At 66.1% G+C, this 16859-nt stretch carries 13 protein-coding genes and 3 tRNA genes; 10 read left to right on the forward strand and 6 right to left on the reverse strand.

Features of this window, described 5'->3' with window-relative positions:
• Window positions 1-4 precede the first annotated feature (4 nt).
• On the reverse strand, window positions 5-1111 hold the full coding sequence (locus tag ACI48I_RS21075) for a sensor histidine kinase (protein WP_498575312.1): 1107 nt from the start codon (window positions 1109-1111) through the stop codon (window positions 5-7).
• A 148-nt stretch (window positions 1112-1259) separates the two neighbouring features.
• On the opposite strand from ACI48I_RS21075, the gene ACI48I_RS21080 reads away from it, so the two are divergent.
• Window positions 1260-3347, forward strand: coding sequence for a TonB-dependent receptor plug domain-containing protein (locus tag ACI48I_RS21080; protein ID WP_498575313.1), 2088 nt, complete (start codon window positions 1260-1262; stop codon window positions 3345-3347).
• An 8-nt stretch (window positions 3348-3355) separates the two neighbouring features.
• On the opposite strand, the gene ACI48I_RS21085 is transcribed toward ACI48I_RS21080, so the two are convergent.
• The gene (locus ACI48I_RS21085) at window positions 3356-3877 is read right to left on the reverse strand and encodes a SixA phosphatase family protein (RefSeq protein WP_498575314.1); all 522 of its coding nucleotides are present in this window, start codon (window positions 3875-3877) and stop codon (window positions 3356-3358) included.
• 104 nt (window positions 3878-3981) lie between these two features.
• Between ACI48I_RS21085 and ACI48I_RS21090 the strand changes: the two genes are divergently transcribed.
• Window positions 3982-4491: a GNAT family N-acetyltransferase gene (locus ACI48I_RS21090; protein WP_498575315.1), complete on the forward strand. Its 510-nt coding sequence runs from the start codon at window positions 3982-3984 to the stop codon at window positions 4489-4491.
• Between the two features lie 60 nt (window positions 4492-4551).
• Here the strand turns inward: ACI48I_RS21090 and ttcA are convergent, their stop codons facing one another.
• The 3 genes from ttcA to ACI48I_RS21105 are packed head-to-tail and all read right to left on the reverse strand — an operon-like array spanning window position 4552 to window position 6690.
• On the reverse strand, window positions 4552-5475 hold the full coding sequence (ttcA, locus tag ACI48I_RS21095) for a tRNA 2-thiocytidine(32) synthetase TtcA (protein WP_498575316.1): 924 nt from the start codon (window positions 5473-5475) through the stop codon (window positions 4552-4554).
• The gene (locus ACI48I_RS21100; RefSeq protein ID WP_193688053.1) at window positions 5472-5870 is read right to left on the reverse strand and encodes a dihydroneopterin aldolase; all 399 of its coding nucleotides are present in this window, start codon (window positions 5868-5870) and stop codon (window positions 5472-5474) included. The genes ttcA and ACI48I_RS21100 overlap by 4 nt, the downstream gene beginning before the upstream one ends.
• 34 nt (window positions 5871-5904) lie before the next feature.
• The gene (locus ACI48I_RS21105) at window positions 5905-6690 is read right to left on the reverse strand and encodes an SDR family oxidoreductase (RefSeq protein WP_193688054.1); all 786 of its coding nucleotides are present in this window, start codon (window positions 6688-6690) and stop codon (window positions 5905-5907) included.
• Between the two features lie 55 nt (window positions 6691-6745).
• Here ACI48I_RS21105 and ACI48I_RS21110 point away from each other — a divergent pair, with 55 nt between their 5' ends.
• The 4 genes from ACI48I_RS21110 to ACI48I_RS21125 all read left to right on the forward strand — a co-directional run bounded on the left by ACI48I_RS21110 (window position 6746) and on the right by ACI48I_RS21125 (window position 12280).
• On the forward strand, window positions 6746-7894 hold the full coding sequence (locus ACI48I_RS21110; RefSeq protein ID WP_498575317.1) for a class I SAM-dependent methyltransferase: 1149 nt from the start codon (window positions 6746-6748) through the stop codon (window positions 7892-7894).
• Between the two features lie 90 nt (window positions 7895-7984).
• Window positions 7985-8890: a J domain-containing protein gene (locus tag ACI48I_RS21115; RefSeq protein WP_498575318.1), complete on the forward strand. Its 906-nt coding sequence runs from the start codon at window positions 7985-7987 to the stop codon at window positions 8888-8890.
• 157 nt (window positions 8891-9047) lie between these two features.
• Window positions 9048-10667, forward strand: a complete 1620-nt coding sequence (locus ACI48I_RS21120) for a response regulator (RefSeq protein ID WP_498575319.1) — start codon at window positions 9048-9050, stop codon at window positions 10665-10667.
• A 35-nt stretch (window positions 10668-10702) separates the two neighbouring features.
• Complete coding sequence (locus ACI48I_RS21125) at window positions 10703-12280, forward strand: HDOD domain-containing protein (RefSeq protein ID WP_498575320.1); 1578 nt, start codon at window positions 10703-10705, stop codon at window positions 12278-12280.
• On the opposite strand, the gene ACI48I_RS21130 is transcribed toward ACI48I_RS21125, so the two are convergent.
• Window positions 12243-15503 (reverse strand): bifunctional diguanylate cyclase/phosphodiesterase, encoded by a 3261-nt coding sequence (locus tag ACI48I_RS21130; RefSeq protein WP_498575321.1) that lies wholly within the window; start codon window positions 15501-15503, stop codon window positions 12243-12245. The two genes, ACI48I_RS21125 and ACI48I_RS21130, sit on opposite strands and share 38 nt — an antisense overlap.
• Window positions 15504-15712: 209 nt before the next feature.
• On the opposite strand from ACI48I_RS21130, the gene ACI48I_RS21135 reads away from it, so the two are divergent.
• The 4 genes from ACI48I_RS21135 to ACI48I_RS21150 all read left to right on the forward strand — a co-directional run.
• Window positions 15713-15797: transfer RNA gene (locus tag ACI48I_RS21135), tRNA-Tyr, on the forward strand.
• Window positions 15798-15835: 38 nt separating this feature from the next.
• Window positions 15836-15909: transfer RNA gene (locus ACI48I_RS21140), tRNA-Gly, on the forward strand.
• Between the two features lie 37 nt (window positions 15910-15946).
• Window positions 15947-16021 (forward strand) — tRNA-Thr (locus ACI48I_RS21145).
• 76 nt (window positions 16022-16097) lie between these two features.
• A partial coding sequence (locus tag ACI48I_RS21150; RefSeq protein WP_498575322.1) for an elongation factor Tu occupies window positions 16098-16859 on the forward strand: 762 nt, incomplete at its 3' end.

Genomic DNA, 16859 nt, shown 5'->3' on the forward strand with positions numbered 1-16859 from the left:
TGCGTCAATCCGCCACTGCCAGCGGCAGGCTGATCTCGGCCATGAAAGTGCCGTCCACGCTTTCGGTGCGCAGGCTGGCGCGCGGGTCGGCCAGCGCCAGGCGCGCCCGCGTATTCGCCAGACCGAGGCCGGTGCCGGGATTCGGCGAAGCCCAGGCGCTCACCGGATTCATCACGCGGATCAAGAGCTCATCGGCCGTACGCTCGAACGACAGCCGGATGTCGCCCGCGCCATCGTGGCAGTCGAGGTCGTGGCGCAGCGCGTTTTCGATCAGCGGCTGCAGCAGCAGCGGCGGGCATGCGCCCTGGCGCACCGCGTCGTCGTCGCCGTCGATGCGGATCTGCAGGCGCTCGCCATAGCGCAGGCGCTGCAGGGCGAGATAGTCGCGCACGAAGCCGAGTTCCTCCTCGATGGTCACGCCCTCGCGCTGGGTGGCCGACAAGGCGTAGCGCAGCAGGTCGGAGAGGCGCCCGATGCCGGCCAGGGCATCGGCCTTGTCGCCGGCGCGCACGAGGGCGCTGATCGCGTTCAGGGCATTGAAGATGAAGTGGGGTTCCAGCTGCGCGCGCAGGGCCAGCATGCGCTGCTGTTCCAAGGCCAGGTGCAGGTTCAGGTTTTCCGCCTGGGCTTTTATGAACGCCTCGCTGCGGGCGCGCGCTTCGCGGTGGTTGCCGATGGCGACCATGGCAATGAAGGTGCCGGTCGTCCACGCCGTCTCGGTGAACCAGGTCATCTTCCCCATCGCTTCCAGTTCGGCCCAGGCGCTGGCCAGCGAGAGCGCGTCGCCGCGCGTCAGGATTCCCACGCTGCCCACATAAAACCATTCGAGCGGCAGGAACACGAGCACCAGGCCGGCGTAGATCGTCAGCGTGGCGCGGCGCTCCATGAACAGTGCCGGACGGCGCAGCAGCACGAGGCCGAGGACGCTGCTCAGCGCCATCACGGGCACGTGCCACGAGCACCATTCGAGCAGGAGGGCGGGATACGATGCCGCCCGGCCGTGTTGCAGCCGGTCGCTGTAGTTGCCGAGCGCCCCGGCCGCGCACAGCGCCGTCCAGAAGGCGATGTGGTTGACAATCGTGCGCGCGTCCTTGCGTTGTTGTTCGTTCATGGTGCGCCGAGTATAGCAGCGCAGGGAAGGGCGAAAATGCCGGATGGCAGGCGCTCGTCACACGCCGGCGGCGCTTCGTCACATGGCTGGCGCCAGGGGCATCGCCGGCCCTACAATCGCCGCCTGCCTCACACCTCGACGAACCGCCATGAAACGCCTGCCGCTGTTGCTGTTGCTGTCTCCCTTGCCGTATGCCGCTGCGCAGGAGGCGCCGGCGCGCGTCGAGGTCAAGGGCGCGGCGCAGCAGCAGGATTCGGCGGCGGCGAAGCAGGTGGTCGGGCGTACCGAGATCGCGGCCTATGGCGACGCCAGCCTGGCCGACGTGCTGAAACGCCAGGGCGGCGTGTCCATCGTCGGCAGCGAGGTGCGCATGCGCGGCCTCGGCACCGGCTATACGCAGATCCTGGTGGACGGCGAACCGGTGCCCCAGGGTTTTACGCTCGATTCGATTGCGCCCGAGCTGGTCGAGCGCATCGAGATCGCGCGTAGCCCCACGGCCGACCGCAGCGCCCAGGCGGTCGCCGGCAGCATCAACATCGTGCTGCGCAAGCGCAGCGGCGGCGCCCGCCGCGAAGACAAGGTGTCCGCCAACTACCAGCGCGGCCGCTGGAGCCCATCGCTGTCGACCCAGGCCAGCGGCAAGGATGACAATCTGGCCTGGACCCTGGGCGCCACCTTCGACCGTATCGCGGGCATCGACGGCATCTCCACCGAGGAGACGGTCGACAGCGGCAGCACCAGGATCGCGGCGCGCCGCTTCCTCGCGGCGGGACTGGCCCGCACCAATCGCCTCAATCTCGCGCCGCGCCTGAACTGGACTTTCGAAAATGGCGATACCCTGGCCTGGCAAACCCTCGCCGGTGTTACCCGCGCGCGCGGCGGCACCGTCGAAGCCGAACAGACGCTCCTCGGCGCACCGACCGCCTACCCGGGCAGTGCCGCCACGCTCGCCTCGCAGACCGCCAGCCTGCGCAGCGACCTGGCCTGGGCACACCGCCTGCAGGGGGCCGGCAAGCTGACCGTCAAAGGCGTCGTCGACGGCAGCCGGCGCCGCGGCGATTACCTGTTCCTCGGCACCCGGCCGGACGGCAGGCCGGGCCTGGCGCGCGCCGTGGCTTCCGGTGCTGACGAGAAAACGGCCAGCCTGAACGGCAAGTACCTGGCGCCGCTCGGCGCCGCACACAGCCTGGGCCTCGGCTGGGACGCCAGCCATACGACGCGTGGCGAACATCGCAACCAGCACGACACCGTCGACGGCGCGCCGGGTGCCGAGCGCCTGCAAGACTACACCGCCCGCGTCGAGCGCCTGGCGCTGTTCGCCCAGGACGAGTGGACCATCTCCGAGACCTTCGAAGGCTATGCCGGGTTGCGCTGGGAAGGACTGCGCACGGGTACCGATGGCGCCGACCTGGCGCGCGTGGCCTCAAGCAGCAGCGTGGCCAGCCCGATCCTGCAGCTGCTGTGGAAGCTGCCGCACAAGCATCAGCTGCGCCTGGCGCTGGCGCGCACCTACAAGGCGCCGTTGACGCGCGACCTGGTCCCGCGCCGCTACACGATCAACAACAATAACGGCCCGGCCAACCCCGACGCCGAGGGCAATCCGGCGCTACGTCCGGAACTGAGCTGGGGCCTTGATCTCGCCTGGGAGCGCCCGCTCGGCAAGGGCGGTACGGCCACGCTGTCCGGCTACGCCAGGCGCGTCTCCGACGTGACCACCCAGCAGCTGTACCGGGACGGCGCCAGCTGGGTTTCTCGCCCGATCAACAATGGCAATGCGGACCTGGCCGGCATCGAGCTCGATCTGAAATCGCCCGTCAAACTGGGAGACAGGACGTTTGCGCTGCGCCTGAACGCGGGCCGCAACTGGTCGCGCGTGCGCAATGTGCCGGGGCCCGACAACACCCTGGCCGAGCAGGTCCCGTTCACGGCGAACGCCGGCATCGACTACCGCGGCGGCGCCTGGGACGCCGGCGCGAATGTGAATCTGCGGGGGAGTGCGACCAGCCGCTCGAACGACGGTGTCGCAACGTATCTCGGCCGGACCGCGCTGCTCGACCTGTACTGGACCCGCAAGCTCGATGCGCAGTGGCGCGCCCGCGTCAGCGTGGCCAATGCCCTGGGCCGCGACCGCCAGACGGGAACCTTGTATCGCGACGCCGGCGGCACGGTCGTCAGGCGGGAGCTGACCTGGGAAGGCATGGCCAGCCTGCGCGTCGGCCTGGAGCGCGCCTTGTAAAAAAAGGTTCAGGGCGCGGGACCGGTCGCCGGCGGGAACGTGAACAGCACGGTCGCCACGCTGCCGCCGGCGCCGGGAATGAGCTGGTACAGGCGGTCGTATTCGTTGTCGGCGATCTCCAGCCCCGGCTGCCCGCCGAACAGGCGTACCAGTTCCGACAGGGTGTTCGAGTGGCCGACGACGAGTACCGGGCCGCTCAATGCCTTGACCTTCTCGACCAGCGCCCTGGGCGCGCGCGGATCGTATTCCTGCACTTGCACGCCGCTCGCCTGCGCCAGCGGCTGCGCGGTCTGGCGGGTGCGGCGGGTTGCTGTACTGAAGATGTGCGCAATGCCGGTTTTACCCAGCATCGTCGCGATGTTCTGCGCGCGCAGGCGGCCCTGCGGTGACAGTTCCGGGTCCTTGCCCTCGAGCGCCTTTTCGCCATGGCGTACCAGGTAAATCATCGACGGCTCCGCGCTGGCGGCACAGGGCGCCAGCAGGGCAAGGGCAAGAGCGAAAACGCCGGACAGGCGCGCGAACAGGGGCATGGTGTCTCCATCATGAAATCGAACAAAAACAGGCGTGAACCGGGCATGGTTGGTGCTATTCTTTCTGGCAACAAAACGACGCTGTCCACAAGGATGCCACCACGATGATTGTCCTGCAAACCGAACGGCTACGGGTGCGCCATATGGTGCCGGAGGACGCCGCCTTCATGCTCGGCCTGCTCAACGACCCCGCATGGCACCGCTACATCGGTGACCGCGGCATCCGCACGCTCGAGGGCGCGCGCGATTACATCCTCACCGGTCCGATGGCGATGGTGGCGCGCCTCGGCTTCGGCTTCGATATCGTCGAGCGCGTGGAAGACGGCTGCCCGATCGGCGTCTGCGGCCTGGCCAAGCGCGATTTTCTCGACGATGTCGATATCGGCTATGCCTTCCTGCCGCAGTACGGCGGCCAGGGTTACGCCATCGAGGCGGCCAGGGCCGTGCTGGCGCACGCGAAACGACTGGGATTGAAGCGCATCGTTGCCACCGTCCGTCCCGACAACAGCGCCTCGATTCGCGTGCTCGAAAAACTCGGCCTGCGCTTCGAGCGCATGATCCAGGCGCCGGATTCCAAGCGCGAACTGCAGCTGTTCGCCATGGACCTCGCCTGAGCGGAGCAAAAAAAAACGGCAGCGTGCGCACGCTGCCGTGTTTACTACAACCTAGCCGATTTACAGCTGCGTCAGCGAAATCGACTTCGCCACCGGCGTCGAGCACGGCTCTTCGTCGAACGCGATATCGCCCAGCGGGTTGGGCACGCCATCCGTTTTCAGGTCCATGAAACCGAACAGATTCCGGTCCTGCAGGTGCGAGGGCACCACGGTCGAGAGCGACGAGAAGATATTGTCGACCCGTCCTGGATGCGTCTTTTCCCAGCCGCGCAGCATGGCCTTGATCTGCTTCCTCTGCAGGTTTTCCTGCGAGCCGCACAGGTCGCACGGAATGATCGGGAAGTTCTTCACTTCGGCATAGCGCTCCGTGTCCGCTTCTTTGACGTAGGCCAGCGGACGGATCACCATGTGCTTGCCGTCGTCCGACACCAGCTTGGCCGGCATGCCTTTCAGCTTCCCGCCGAAGAACATGTTCAGGAAGAAGGTCTCTAAAATGTCGTCGCGGTGGTGGCCAAGGGCGATCTTGTTGCAGCCCAGTTCGTCGGCGACGCGGTACAGGATGCCGCGGCGCAGGCGCGAGCACAGCGAGCAGGTCGTTTTGCCTTCCGGGATCAGGCGCTTGACGATGGAATACGTGTCCTGGTTTTCGATGTGGTAGGCCACGCCGAGTTTATCCAGGTAGGCCGGCAGCACCTCGGCCGGGAAATTCGGCTGCTTCTGGTCGAGGTTCACGGCGACGATATCGAAGTGAATCGGCGCGCGCTCGCGCAGCGTCATCAGGATGTCGAGCAGGGCATAGCTGTCCTTGCCGCCGGACAGGCAGACCATCACCTTGTCGCCGTCTTCGATCATGTTGAAATCGCCGATCGCCTGGCCGACCAGGCGGCACAGGCGTTTATGGAGCTTGTTGTTCTCGTGGGCGATCTTTTCCAGTTTTTTCGCGTCCGCGCCTTCCGGGGACACGTCATTCAATACGGCACTCATGCTTCTTCCTTAATTTGAAACACTTCCACGCCGACGCCTTCGCAGTCGGGATACACGTCCGGCTTCATCGTCGAGACGCGCGCGGCGCGCACGCGCGGGTGGGCCAGCATGGCGCGCACGACGTCGTCGCACAGGGTTTCCTGCAGGTGAACGTGGCCTTGCGCCATGCGCTGGGCAATGGTCTCGCGCATGAAATCGTAGTCGACGACTTCATCGAGCTGGTCGGCCGTCGGGGTCGATTCGGCCAGCGGGATGTACAGGTCGACATTGATCAGGACGCGCTGTTCTCCCTTCTTTTCGAAGTCGTGTACGCCGATGTTGATCATCACTTCGTAGTTGCGCAGGAACAGCCGGCGGCAATCGCGCAAGCTCGGGTGGGTGAGGGCGGACAGCATAAGCAAGACCTTAATCAGTTTTAATTCGGTTATTTCAATTCGTAAGAAACATCACGTCGCGCGCCAGCGGCACCAGGTGCTGGCCGCCGTCGACCACCAAGGTGGTGCCGGTGAGCGCGCGTGCCGATGCCGCATAGACGACGGCGTCGGCAATGTCCTGGGGGGTCGAAGAGCGTCCCAGCGGCGTGACGGTGTGCGCCTTGCTGAAACCTTCTTCGCTCTGGTCGCCCGACACCATCGTGATGCCGGGCGCGACGCCGACGATGCGTACCTGGGGCGCCAGCGCCTGGGCCAGCATGGTGGTGGCGGCGTCGAGCGCCGCTTTCGACAGCGTGTACGACAAAAAATCCGGGTTCAAATTGTACAGTTTCTGGTCGAGCAGGTTGATGACGACCGCCTGGCTGTTTTCCGGCGTCGCCGCATGTAAAGCCTGCGCCAGCAGCAGGGGCGCGGCCAGGTTCGTATTCATATGCGCGGCGAGCAAGCTAGGAGAAAACGTGGTGGCGCTGTCGTATTCGAACAACGAAGCATTGTTGACCACACAGGTTACCCGTCCCAGTGCTTCGGCGGCGCGGCCCGGCAGGGCGCGTACTGCCGCCTCATCGCTCAAATCGGCCGGGAGCAGGGCGGCGCGCCGGCCGAGCCCTTGAATCGCGTCTGCCGTTTCCTTCGCTTCGCGTTCCGAGTGGCGGTAGTGGACGGCGATGTCCCAGCCGGCGGCGGCCAGACCGAGCGCGATCGCGCGGCCGAGGCGGCGTCCGGCTCCGGTGACGAGCGCGACCTTGGTCTGGTCCCCGGCGCTTGGCGTGATGTGCGTCATAGTCTTGGCATTGGCTGAAATTGTTGATCCGTGCCGATCTGGCTACAATGCCGGGATGTCCCTGCCCCTTCCCGACAGCGACGCGCTGGCCGCGTCCCATGCCCTGCAACAGGAAATTGCCACCGCCATTCAACAGGCGGGCGGCGCCATTCCCTTCTCTCGTTTCATGGAGCTGGCGCTGTATGCGCCCCGGCTCGGCTACTACAGCGGCGGCGCGGCCAAGCTGGGGGCGAGCGGCGATTTTACGACCGCGCCCGAGATCTCGCCCCTGTTCGGGGCGGCGCTGGCACGCGCGGCAGCCGCTATTATCGCCCAAAGCGCGCCCAACATCATCGAATTCGGCGCCGGCACCGGCAAGCTGGCGCGCGACGTGCTGACGGCGCTCGCCGATGAAGGGGTGCAGGTCGAACGCTACACCATCATCGAACTGTCCGGAGAACTGCGCGCCCGCCAGCAGGTGGAGTTAAAAGATTTTCCGCAGGTCGAGTGGCGCGACGGCTTTCCCGCGTCCTTCAGCGGCGTCGTGCTGGCCAACGAAGTGCTCGACGCCATGCCGGTCGAGCTGGTGCTGAACACCCCTGAGGGTTGGCGCCGCCAGATGGTAACGATCGAGGACGGCCGTTTTACGTATGTCCAGGCCGAACTCGACGCGGACCTGGCGGCCCAGCTGGCGCGCCAGATCCCGGACGCCGATTCTCTGCCCGAGGGGTATCTGACCGAACTGCACCCGGTCGCCTGCGGCTTCATGGGTTCGCTGGCGAGCATGTTCGAGGGTGGCAAGGGTGCGGCGATTTTGCTCGATTACGGCTTCCCGGCCCACGAATACTATGTCGACCAGCGCAGCGGCGGCACATTGATGTGCCATTACCGCCACCATTCGCACCCGGATCCCTTTTATTTGCCGGGGCTGCAGGACATCACCTCCCACGTCGATTTTACCGCGATGGCGCTGGCGGCCCAGGACGCTGGATTGCCGGTGCTGGGCTATATGAACCAGGCCGGCTTCTTGCTCGGTTGCGGCATCGGTGACCTGCTGATGCGTACGGATCCCAACGATGTCGTGCGTTATTTGCCACAGTCGAAAGCCGTTCATAAACTGGTGGCGCCGAGCGAAATGGGTGAGTTGTTCAAGGTACTGATCGTCGGCCACGAAGTGGAGCTGCCCGACGCGATCGCACAAGCGGATCGCAGCCGCCGTTTATAGACTTTATGGTATCTTGCGCTGGGGATACAAACCCGGCTATGCTGTCCCGATCAGCCTCCGGGACCGCTGACCTTCCACCAGACCCGCACCATGGCCAAGATCCACACCCATTACGACAACCTCAAGGTAGCGCGCGGCGCGCCGCAGGAAGTCGTGCGTGCGGCCTACAAGGCGCTCAGCCAGAAATACCATCCAGATAAAAACCAGGGCGACGAAAAGGCCGCCCGCATCATGGCGATCGTCAACACCGCCTACAACATCCTGTCCGACCCGGTGCGGCGCAGGGAGCACGACGAGTGGATCGCGGCCGAGGAATGGGAAGTCGAGTGGCTCGAGAGCAGCGGCGATGAGGGTACCCGCGTGCGCGGCGAGAACTGGGAATCGCCGCCGCCCGCGCCGCGCCCGCGCCGCCGCCTGCTGCGCGACCCGCGCTGGTGGCTCGGCCTGCTCGGCGGCATGGCGGTCGGCGCCGTGTGCGTGCTGGTGCTGCTGCAGCCGCGCGTGCTGCCGGCCGCGCTCGCTTTCAGCGGCAAGGAGCAGGCGGCCGCGCTGACCTCGATCCCGAATCCCGATCCGGATGCCTGGGCCAGCCCGGCCGGCGCCAAGGCGCCGCCCGTCAAAACCCTGGCCGTGACCCAGCTGCTGGTACCGCCGCGCCAGCCCGAGTGCGATACCGATCTGGCCACCCCGGAAGCGCCGAACGGCGAGCCCTGGCCCGAGCAGTCCGGCTACGTCCCCGGCTACCCGCTGGGCAACAGCGGCCGCGAAATGACGGTCGTGGTCGACAACAGCGCGAATCCGACGCCGGTGTTCGTCAAGATTGTTGACCTGGAGCGCCGCTCGAACGTGCGCCATGCGTATGTGCTGGGGAACGGCACGCTGACGATCGACGGGCTGGCGGCCGGCAAGTACGAGGTGCGCTATCAGAACGTGGTCGGCAGCGCCGCGCGTAGCGAATGCGCCAATCGCACCCGCCGCGCGGATGCGGGCTTTTAGCAGCTCAATTCTCACCAACTGTTGCTTTTTCCCACTAGCAACCCGGTTTTCCGCAAACCCCGACCCGATTTAGCTATTTTGTTCCCCCGGCGTAATATACTCGTCCGGCAGCGGCCAGCGTAGCCGCCACTTGCCGCTGGCCCGAACGGAAATCGCCATGAACGAATTAGACGGCCTCACCGCCCTGCTCATCGAGCCCCACTCCGGCATGCGGGCCAACATCCACAGCATGCTCAACATGTGCGGCCTGACCCGCATCGAGCACGCCAGCAGCGCCAACCAGGCGGTGAAACAGCTGACCCTGCGCAGCTTCGACCTGGTGCTGTGCGAATACGACCTCGAAGGCGGCCAGGACGGCCAGCAGCTGCTCGAAGATTTACGTCACCATAAGCTGGTGTCGCTGGCGACGATGTTTTTCATGGTCACGGCCGAGGGAGACTACGGCAAGGTCGTCAGCGCGGCCGAACTGGCCCCCACCGACTACATCCTGAAACCGTTTACGGCCGACCGCCTGCTCGAGCGCATTGCGCGCGCGCTGGAAAAACGGAACGTCTTCCTGCCCGTCTACCGCCTGATGGAGGCGGGCGCCCAGCACGAGGCGATCGAGGCGTGTATTGCGGGCGAGGCGGCGCATCCGCGCCATACGGTCGACTTCCTGCGCCTGCGCGCCGAGCTGCACCTGTTCCTCGGCGAAGCGAACCTGGCCGAACCGATCTACCGCCAGCTGGCCGAAAGCCGTGCCATCGCCTGGGCCCGGCTCGGGTTGGCGAAAACCCTGTACCTGCGCGAGCAGTACGAGGAAGCCGGCAGCCTGCTCACGGAACTGGTGCAGACCAACACGAATTTCGTCGACGCCTACGACTGGCTGGCGCGCACCCACACGGCGATGGGCGAACTCGAACAATCGCAGGAAGTGCTGGGACGCGCGGTGGCGGTCAGCCCGCACGCGGTGCGGCGCCTGCGTACCCTGGGCGAAGTCGCCTTCGCGGCCGGCGACGACGAGACCGCCGAAAAGGTCTTGAAACAGGTGGTGGCGAAAGCCAAATATTCGGAATTCCGCGACCCCGAAGACCACGTCAAGCTGGTGCGCACCCTGGTGCGCAAGGGCGATCCGGTGGCGGCCGCCTCCGTGATTCGCGACCTCGACCGCTCGATGGGCGGCAAAGGCCATGCCGACGCCTGCAGCGCGATTTCGTCGGCCCTGCTGCACGAGTACACGGGCAACGAAGAGCGCCTGCTGGAATCGCTGAATGCCGCCGTGGCCGCCAGCCGCGACCTCCCCGGCATGTCGGCCGACCTGAAACTGGAACTGGCGCGCAGCTGCCTCGCGCACGACATGGCCGAAGGCGCGACCAGCCTCGTGCGCGACGTGATGCGCAACGCGGCCGACGCCACCGCGATGGACCGGGCGATGAGCGTCATGGCCCAGGCCGGCCACGCCGAGCTCGGCGCCAGTCTGGCCCAGGAAACGCGCCAGCACGTGGTCGACCTGGTAGCCGGCGGCGCCGAGTGCGCCCGCAGCGGCGATTACGCGGGCGCGGTGGCCCTGATGCAGGAGGCGGCGCAGCGCATGCCGGGCAACCCCCAGGTCGCCTTCAACGCCGCCCTGGCGCTGCTGCGCTGCCTGGAGCACACCGGCTGGGACGATAAACTGGGCCAGCAGGCCCTGGCGCAACTGGCGGCCGTACGCCGCCTCGATCCGCGCAATCCGAAGCTGGCGGCGCTCACGGCGCTGCACCAGACCGTTCTCAAAAAATACATGAAGTCCAATAAATAACAGGCCGCACGGGCCAGAAAAGCCGGTAATCCCAGATGTCAGAAGCACGGATAGCAAATGCGCAGCCGCAGGACGAAAGCGCGACCCGCCGCGTGCGCGCGGCCTTGATGCAAAAAGTGAACGGCGACGAAGAGATGTTCGCCCTGGGTGGTTCGATCGCACGCGTGATCGAACTGGCCGACGCCGACGAACCGGGTCCGCACGATCTCGCCTATTTCGTCCTGTCCGACGTGGCGCTGACCCAGCGCATCCTGCGCCTGTCGAACACGGTCCGCTACCGCACGGTCTCCGGCACCGCCGTCACCACGGTCTCGCGCGCGATCGCGCTGCTCGGCTTCGACAACGTCAAGACGACCGCGCTGGCGATGCTGCTGGTCGATACCCTCGACAACGGCGCCCACGCCGGCAGCGTGCGCGTCGAACTGGAAGCGTCCCTGTGCGCCAGCCTGGTCGGGCGGGAAATGGCGAAACTGTCCTTCTACCAGGGCGCCGAGGAAGCGGCGATCGGGGCGCTGTTCAAGAACCTGGGCGCCTTGCTGGTCGCCTCGCACGAACATGCGCGCTACCGTGAGATCAACCAGCTCGCCGCTGCCGGCAAGCACACGCCGGCGCAAGCTTCGCAGATGATCCTCGGCTGCAGTTACGACACCTTGTCAGCCGCCGTACTGGCCGAGTGGAAGATCCCGGACGTGATCGTGCGCGCCCAGGCGGCGCTGCCGCCGGGGACCTTGAAAACTGCCGGCAGCCGTCCCGAATGGATGCGCCAGGTCGCCTCGTTCAGCCTGGAGGTGGCGCGTCTTCTGGGCCGCCATGGCGGACCGGAAGACGCTGCGGCGACGCCGGAAGCACGCGCACTGCTGGCGCGCTACGGCGCCGCCTTCGAGATCGATGCCAAAGCATTGGAGCGCCTGTTCACGAACGTGGCCGAAGGCATGCAGGGCCTGATGGAAAGCATGAATCTGCAGCCGCTCCCAAAACCCGAACCGGAGCCGGGCGATGGCCTGCCCGACGTGCTGATGCTGGCCACGCTCGATGCCGGAGAAGAGGAGGAGGGCGCCTGGCCGAGCGGCAAACCGAAGAATGCGCGCGAGCTGCTGCTGGCCGGGGTGCAGGACGTGACCCAATTGCGCGCGAACGGTAAGGCACGCGTCAACGACGTCATCCTGGCCGTGCTCGAAACCCTGTACCGCGCGCTGGGTTTTCGCTTTGCCACCGTCTGCCTGAAAGATGCGCGCGCCGGGCAGTACCGGGCGCGCGTTTCCTTCGGCCCCGAGCAGGCGAGGGTCCAGGCCGGCTTCGTGTTCCCGATGTCCGCTCCAGGCCCGGCCCGGGGCGGACGCGACCTGTTCCTGCTGGCGATGGACAACGACGCCGACCTGATGATCTCGGATGCGGCGAGCCCGAAGATCCGCGAGTTGCTGCCCTCCTGGCACCGCGCCCTGCTGCCCGACGCGAAGAGTTTTATCGTGCTGCCCCTGGTGGTGGGCAAGGCCCAGCTCGGCTTCTTCTATGCCGACCGCGCGCAGCTTGCGCCCGAGGGCGTGCCGCCCGACGAAACGGCCATGATCCGCGCCCTCAAGCGTCAGGTACTGGCTGCGCTTGCCGCCGGATGAATTCGCGGAACTCCCCGGCCGGCATCGGCCGCGCGAACAGGAAACCCTGCGCCTCGTCGCCGTGCTTGTCGCGTAAAAAGCCCCATTGCGCCTGGGTCTCGACGCCTTCGGCCACCACCGTCAACCCGAGCGAGTGGGCGAGGCCGATGGTAGCGGCGACGATCACCGCATCGTTCTGGTTGTGTTCGATGTCTTTGACAAAACCGCGGTCGATCTTGATGCGGTCGATCGCGAACAGCTTCAAATAGGCCAGCGACGAATAGCCGGTGCCGAAGTCGTCGATCGCCAGTTTGAAACCGCGCGTGCGCAGCTGGCGCAGCAGCTGGCGCGTCGCTTCCGGGTCGCGCATGGCCGCCGTTTCCGTGATTTCGAGTTCCATCAGCGACGGGTCGATCCCGTAATGGGCCACCAGTTCATCGAGGCGCGAGAGCAGCGTGCCGCCCGAGAACTGGCGCGCCGACAGGTTGACGGCCAGGCGCAGGTCTTCCAGCCCCTCGCGCTGCCATTGCGCCAATAAAGCCATGGTCTGGCCCAGCACCCAGTCGCCGAGCGGCACGATCATGCCGCTCTCTTCGGCGACGGGAATGAAGCGGCTCGGCTCGACGCTGCCCAGTTCCTGGTCGTTCCAGCGCAGCAGCACCTCGGCGCCGATCACGCGGCCGGTCTCGAGTTCGACTTGCGCCTGCAGGTAGAGCTCGAAGTCCTCGGCGTGCAGCGCGCCCCACATCCGGTTTTCCAGCAGCAGGTGCTCGTGGGTGGCGGCGTTCATCGCCGGCGAAAAGAACTGGAAATTGCCGCGTCCCTGACGCTTGGCCGCGTACATCGCCATGTCGGCGTGCCGGATCAGGGTTTCGGCGTCTTGCCCATCGTCCGGGAACAGGGCCACGCCGACGCTGCAGCCGCTGTGGGCGGTCGACCCGTTGAGCTGATACGGCTGCGACAGCGACTCGACCACGCGCACGGCGACGCTGGTGACGCTGTCGGGCGTGAGCGGGCCGGCCAGCACGATGATGAATTCGTCGCCTCCCAGGCGCGCCAGGGTATCGACCTCGCGCAACAAATCCTTCATGCGTTCGGCGGCGCCCACCAGCAGCTTGTCGCCGGCCGCATGGCCGAGCGAATCGTTGATCTTCTTGAAATGGTCGAGGTCGATGAACAGCACCGCCGTCGGCTGGCCGAGGCGGCGTGCGCTGGCCAGCTGCTGCTCGAGGCGCACGTTCAGCGCAAAGCGGTTTTCCAGGCCGGTGAGGGCGTCGTGGTGGGCCAGTTTATAGATGCGTTCCTGCGAGCGCTGCTGCTCCGTCAGGTCGCGCAGGATGCACACAAAAAAAGCCTCTCGTCCCATCAGCACCGGCGCCACCGAGATCGACAGCGGGATGGTGTCGCCGCGCGCGTTGCGGCCCTCGAGCACGCACTCCTCGGGCGGCGCCGTGGCCAGCCGCGCCAGCTCGGCGCCCGCATCGCCGGCGGCGCCGCCCGCATTCGGCACCAGCGCGCCGAAGAACAGGCCGTCCAGGTGCTGGGGCGCGTAGCCGAACAGGCGCGCGGTGGCGGCATTCGACGAGACCAGGAAGCCGGCGGCGTCGACGGTGACGATGGCGTCGGCCGCATTGTCGAGGATGGCCTCGAGGCGCGCTTCGCGGTCGCGCAGGCGCGCCGTGCGGTCCGCGACTTGCTCCTCGATGACGGCGCGCTCGCCGCTGATGAGCAGCATCAGCGCGCCCAGCATGCCGGTCATCAGAAGCCCGGCGGAGAGCACCATCCAGCTGCCGGCGCCGGTCTCGGCCTCCTTGTAGGCGGGCGTCGGCCGGAAGCTCAGTTCATAGCTGCGCCCGGCGAAGGACAGCCGGACCCGGTAATCGTCGCGCTGCGGCTGGCCCATGGACCCGAATACCGGCAGCGCCGCGCCGTCGGTGACGTCGACCATGGCGGCGCTGAAGCCATTGAAGCCCGAGCGCGCGATGGCCTGCTCCAGCAGGCGCTGGGCATTGAGGATAAAGATCACGACCCCGGCCGGCGGCCCTTCTCCTTCTCCCACCGCGCGTAGCAGGCCGATCCCGAGTCCGCGCGTGGACAGCAAGTCGAACGGTTCGGACGCGACCGGCGTGCGTGAGCCCATGGCGCGCGCGGCGACGGCGGCGCGTCCGGGCGCGGCCAGGAAGTCGACTCCGCGAATGAAATTATTCGACGCCGGCCAGAGGTAGAGCACCGGCAGGTAGCGCTCGCGCTCGCCCGCCGGCACCAGGCGCCGCGTCTCGTCCATGTCGGCGATGCCAATGAAGGCCGGGTCGACCGTGCGCCGTACCCAGGCCTCGAAGCCGGCGCGCTCGGCGTGTGTGACCGGTACCGCCCAGTTCACGCTCTGGATTTCCGCGCGCCCGTCGGCATAGCCGCCGGCGATGCGCAGGAACTTGTCGCGCGCAAGGATGTGCTCGGTGTCGGCGAGGGTGCGGGCAAAGGTGCCGACGAAGCGCACGTGTTCGTTGAATTCGGCCTGCAGCACGTCGGCCGTCTGCTGCGCCTTCAGGCGGTAGGGCAGCAAATGCTGCTCGTGTTCCCAGCCGAGAGACAAGCGGTAGATCGTGACGACCGCCGCGCTGGCCATCAGCAGCGGCAGGGCGACCAGCGGCGCCCGGCGGCGCCACAAGCGGCGCGGCGAGCCGCACACGATCCAGCACAGCGGCGCGGCGAGCAGGACGCCGAGCGTGTCCCCGGCCCACCAGGCGAACCAGAAGCGGGTCTGGGCCACCTCGTCGAAGGCGCCCAGCGCGTACAGCACCGGCACCGAGACGCTGGCGCTGGTCAGGCAGACGAGTGGGGTGAGCAGCAGGAAGGCCATCACGTCGTGCCCGGAATCGATCGCCGGGCGCATGTGGCGGCGGAACTGGCGTGCGCCCAGCCAGGCCTGCAGCAAGGCGCCGAGCCCGGCGGTGAGCGTCGCGATCAGCGCGTCCGACTGCGTCAGCGCGGGATTGTTGAAGTGAAGGGGAATGACGGCGAGCGCGGCGCCGATGGCGACTGCGGGCAGCACGCGCATGCCGCCGGCGGTGGCCATCGCCAGGCCGACGCCGGCAGGGGGAAACAGCGGCAGCGCATACCCGGCCGGCAAAGCGAGCCAGTTGTTCACGAGCCGCATGGCGAGGTAGACTGCAACGATCGACAGGCTCGCAACGAGGATCTGCGGCCAGCTCCAACGGGGGTAATGGGGCGCCTTGCTGTCCATGTGGTCAAGTGTTTACATGCCTGACGCATACAGTACAGCACCCACGAACGCTATAGTGCACCGATCGTAAAAAAAGAGCCTTGCAGATTCGCCCCCCCTACGGTTACAATCACGCCCCGAAGCAACGCTGCTATTTGAGCCAGGTAAGTGTAGTTGGCACAAATAGTTGACAGCATGTTGAGCTTGCTTCATACTCTGCGGTTCTTCGCGGTGGGGTGGCCGAGTGGTTAAAGGCAGCAGACTGTAAATCTGCCCTCTCTGAGTACGCTGGTTCGAATCCAGCCCCCACCACCAAATGAAGAAGTCGTGAAGTCGAATTGAAGTTGTACCTCGCGGGTGTAGCTCAATGGTAGAGCAGAAGCCTTCCAAGCTTACGACGAGGGTTCGATTCCCTTCACCCGCTCCAGTAAATTGTGCCGCAGTCTGTGCGGTGCAAACAATAAGCCCTTTTAGCTCAGTGGTAGAGCACTCCCTTGGTAAGGGAGAGGCCACGTGTTCAATCCACGTAAAGGGCACCAGAATTTAAGCGGCAGTGCGCTGTACTTGTCCGTCATGTGTGCCTGGTAATTCTCAAAATATCGTTAGGAGTCTCAAATGGCAAAAGGTAAATTCGAGCGGACCAAGCCGCACGTCAACGTCGGTACCATCGGACACGTTGACCACGGCAAGACCACGCTGACCGCAGCAATCGCAACCGTCCTGTCGAAGAAGTTCGGCGGCGAAGCGAAAGCATACGACCAGATCGATGCAGCTCCGGAAGAGAAGGCACGCGGCATCACCATCAACACCGCGCACGTCGAGTACGAAACCGCCGCGCGCCACTACGCGCACGTCGACTGCCCAGGCCACGCCGACTACATCAAGAACATGATTACCGGTGCCGCCCAGATGGACGGCGCGATCCTGGTGTGCTCGGCCGCTGACGGCCCGATGCCACAGACCCGCGAGCACATCCTGCTGGCGCGTCAGGTTGGCGTTCCTTACATCATCGTGTTCCTGAACAAGTGCGACCTGGTCGACGACGCAGAACTGCTGGAACTGGTCGAAATGGAAGTGCGTGAGCTTCTGTCGAAGTACGAGTTCCCAGGCGACGACCTGCCAATCATCAAGGGTTCGGCACGTATGGCGCTGGAAGGCCAACCAGGCGAAATGGGCGAAGAGTGCATCATCCGTCTGGCCGATGCCCTGGACACCTACATCCCGACGCCAGAGCGCGCTGTTGACGGCGCCTTCCTGATGCCAGTTGAAGACGTGTTCTCGATCTCGGGTCGCGGCACCGTCGTCACCGGTCGTGTCGAGCGCGGCATCATCAAGGTCGGCGAAGAGATCGAAATCGTCGGCATCATCGACACCGTC

The organism is Massilia sp. LXY-5 (assembly GCF_059801075.1).

What these genes read in the sequence shown, in the direction of transcription:
- ACI48I_RS21075 (WP_498575312.1), bottom strand. Translation starts at nt 1,111, where the DNA reads ATGAACGAACAACAACGCAAGGACGCGCGCACGATTGTCAACCACATC.
- ACI48I_RS21080 (WP_498575313.1), top strand. Translation starts at nt 1,260, where the DNA reads ATGAAACGCCTGCCGCTGTTGCTGTTGCTGTCTCCCTTGCCGTATGCC.
- ACI48I_RS21085 (WP_498575314.1), bottom strand. Translation starts at nt 3,877, where the DNA reads ATGCCCCTGTTCGCGCGCCTGTCCGGCGTTTTCGCTCTTGCCCTTGCC.
- ACI48I_RS21090 (WP_498575315.1), top strand. Translation starts at nt 3,982, where the DNA reads ATGATTGTCCTGCAAACCGAACGGCTACGGGTGCGCCATATGGTGCCG.
- ttcA (WP_498575316.1), bottom strand. Translation starts at nt 5,475, where the DNA reads ATGAGTGCCGTATTGAATGACGTGTCCCCGGAAGGCGCGGACGCGAAA.
- ACI48I_RS21100 (WP_193688053.1), bottom strand. Translation starts at nt 5,870, where the DNA reads ATGCTGTCCGCCCTCACCCACCCGAGCTTGCGCGATTGCCGCCGGCTG.
- ACI48I_RS21105 (WP_193688054.1), bottom strand. Translation starts at nt 6,690, where the DNA reads ATGACGCACATCACGCCAAGCGCCGGGGACCAGACCAAGGTCGCGCTC.
- ACI48I_RS21110 (WP_498575317.1), top strand. Translation starts at nt 6,746, where the DNA reads ATGTCCCTGCCCCTTCCCGACAGCGACGCGCTGGCCGCGTCCCATGCC.
- ACI48I_RS21115 (WP_498575318.1), top strand. Translation starts at nt 7,985, where the DNA reads ATGGCCAAGATCCACACCCATTACGACAACCTCAAGGTAGCGCGCGGC.
- ACI48I_RS21120 (WP_498575319.1), top strand. Translation starts at nt 9,048, where the DNA reads ATGAACGAATTAGACGGCCTCACCGCCCTGCTCATCGAGCCCCACTCC.
- ACI48I_RS21125 (WP_498575320.1), top strand. Translation starts at nt 10,703, where the DNA reads ATGTCAGAAGCACGGATAGCAAATGCGCAGCCGCAGGACGAAAGCGCG.
- ACI48I_RS21130 (WP_498575321.1), bottom strand. Translation starts at nt 15,503, where the DNA reads ATGGACAGCAAGGCGCCCCATTACCCCCGTTGGAGCTGGCCGCAGATC.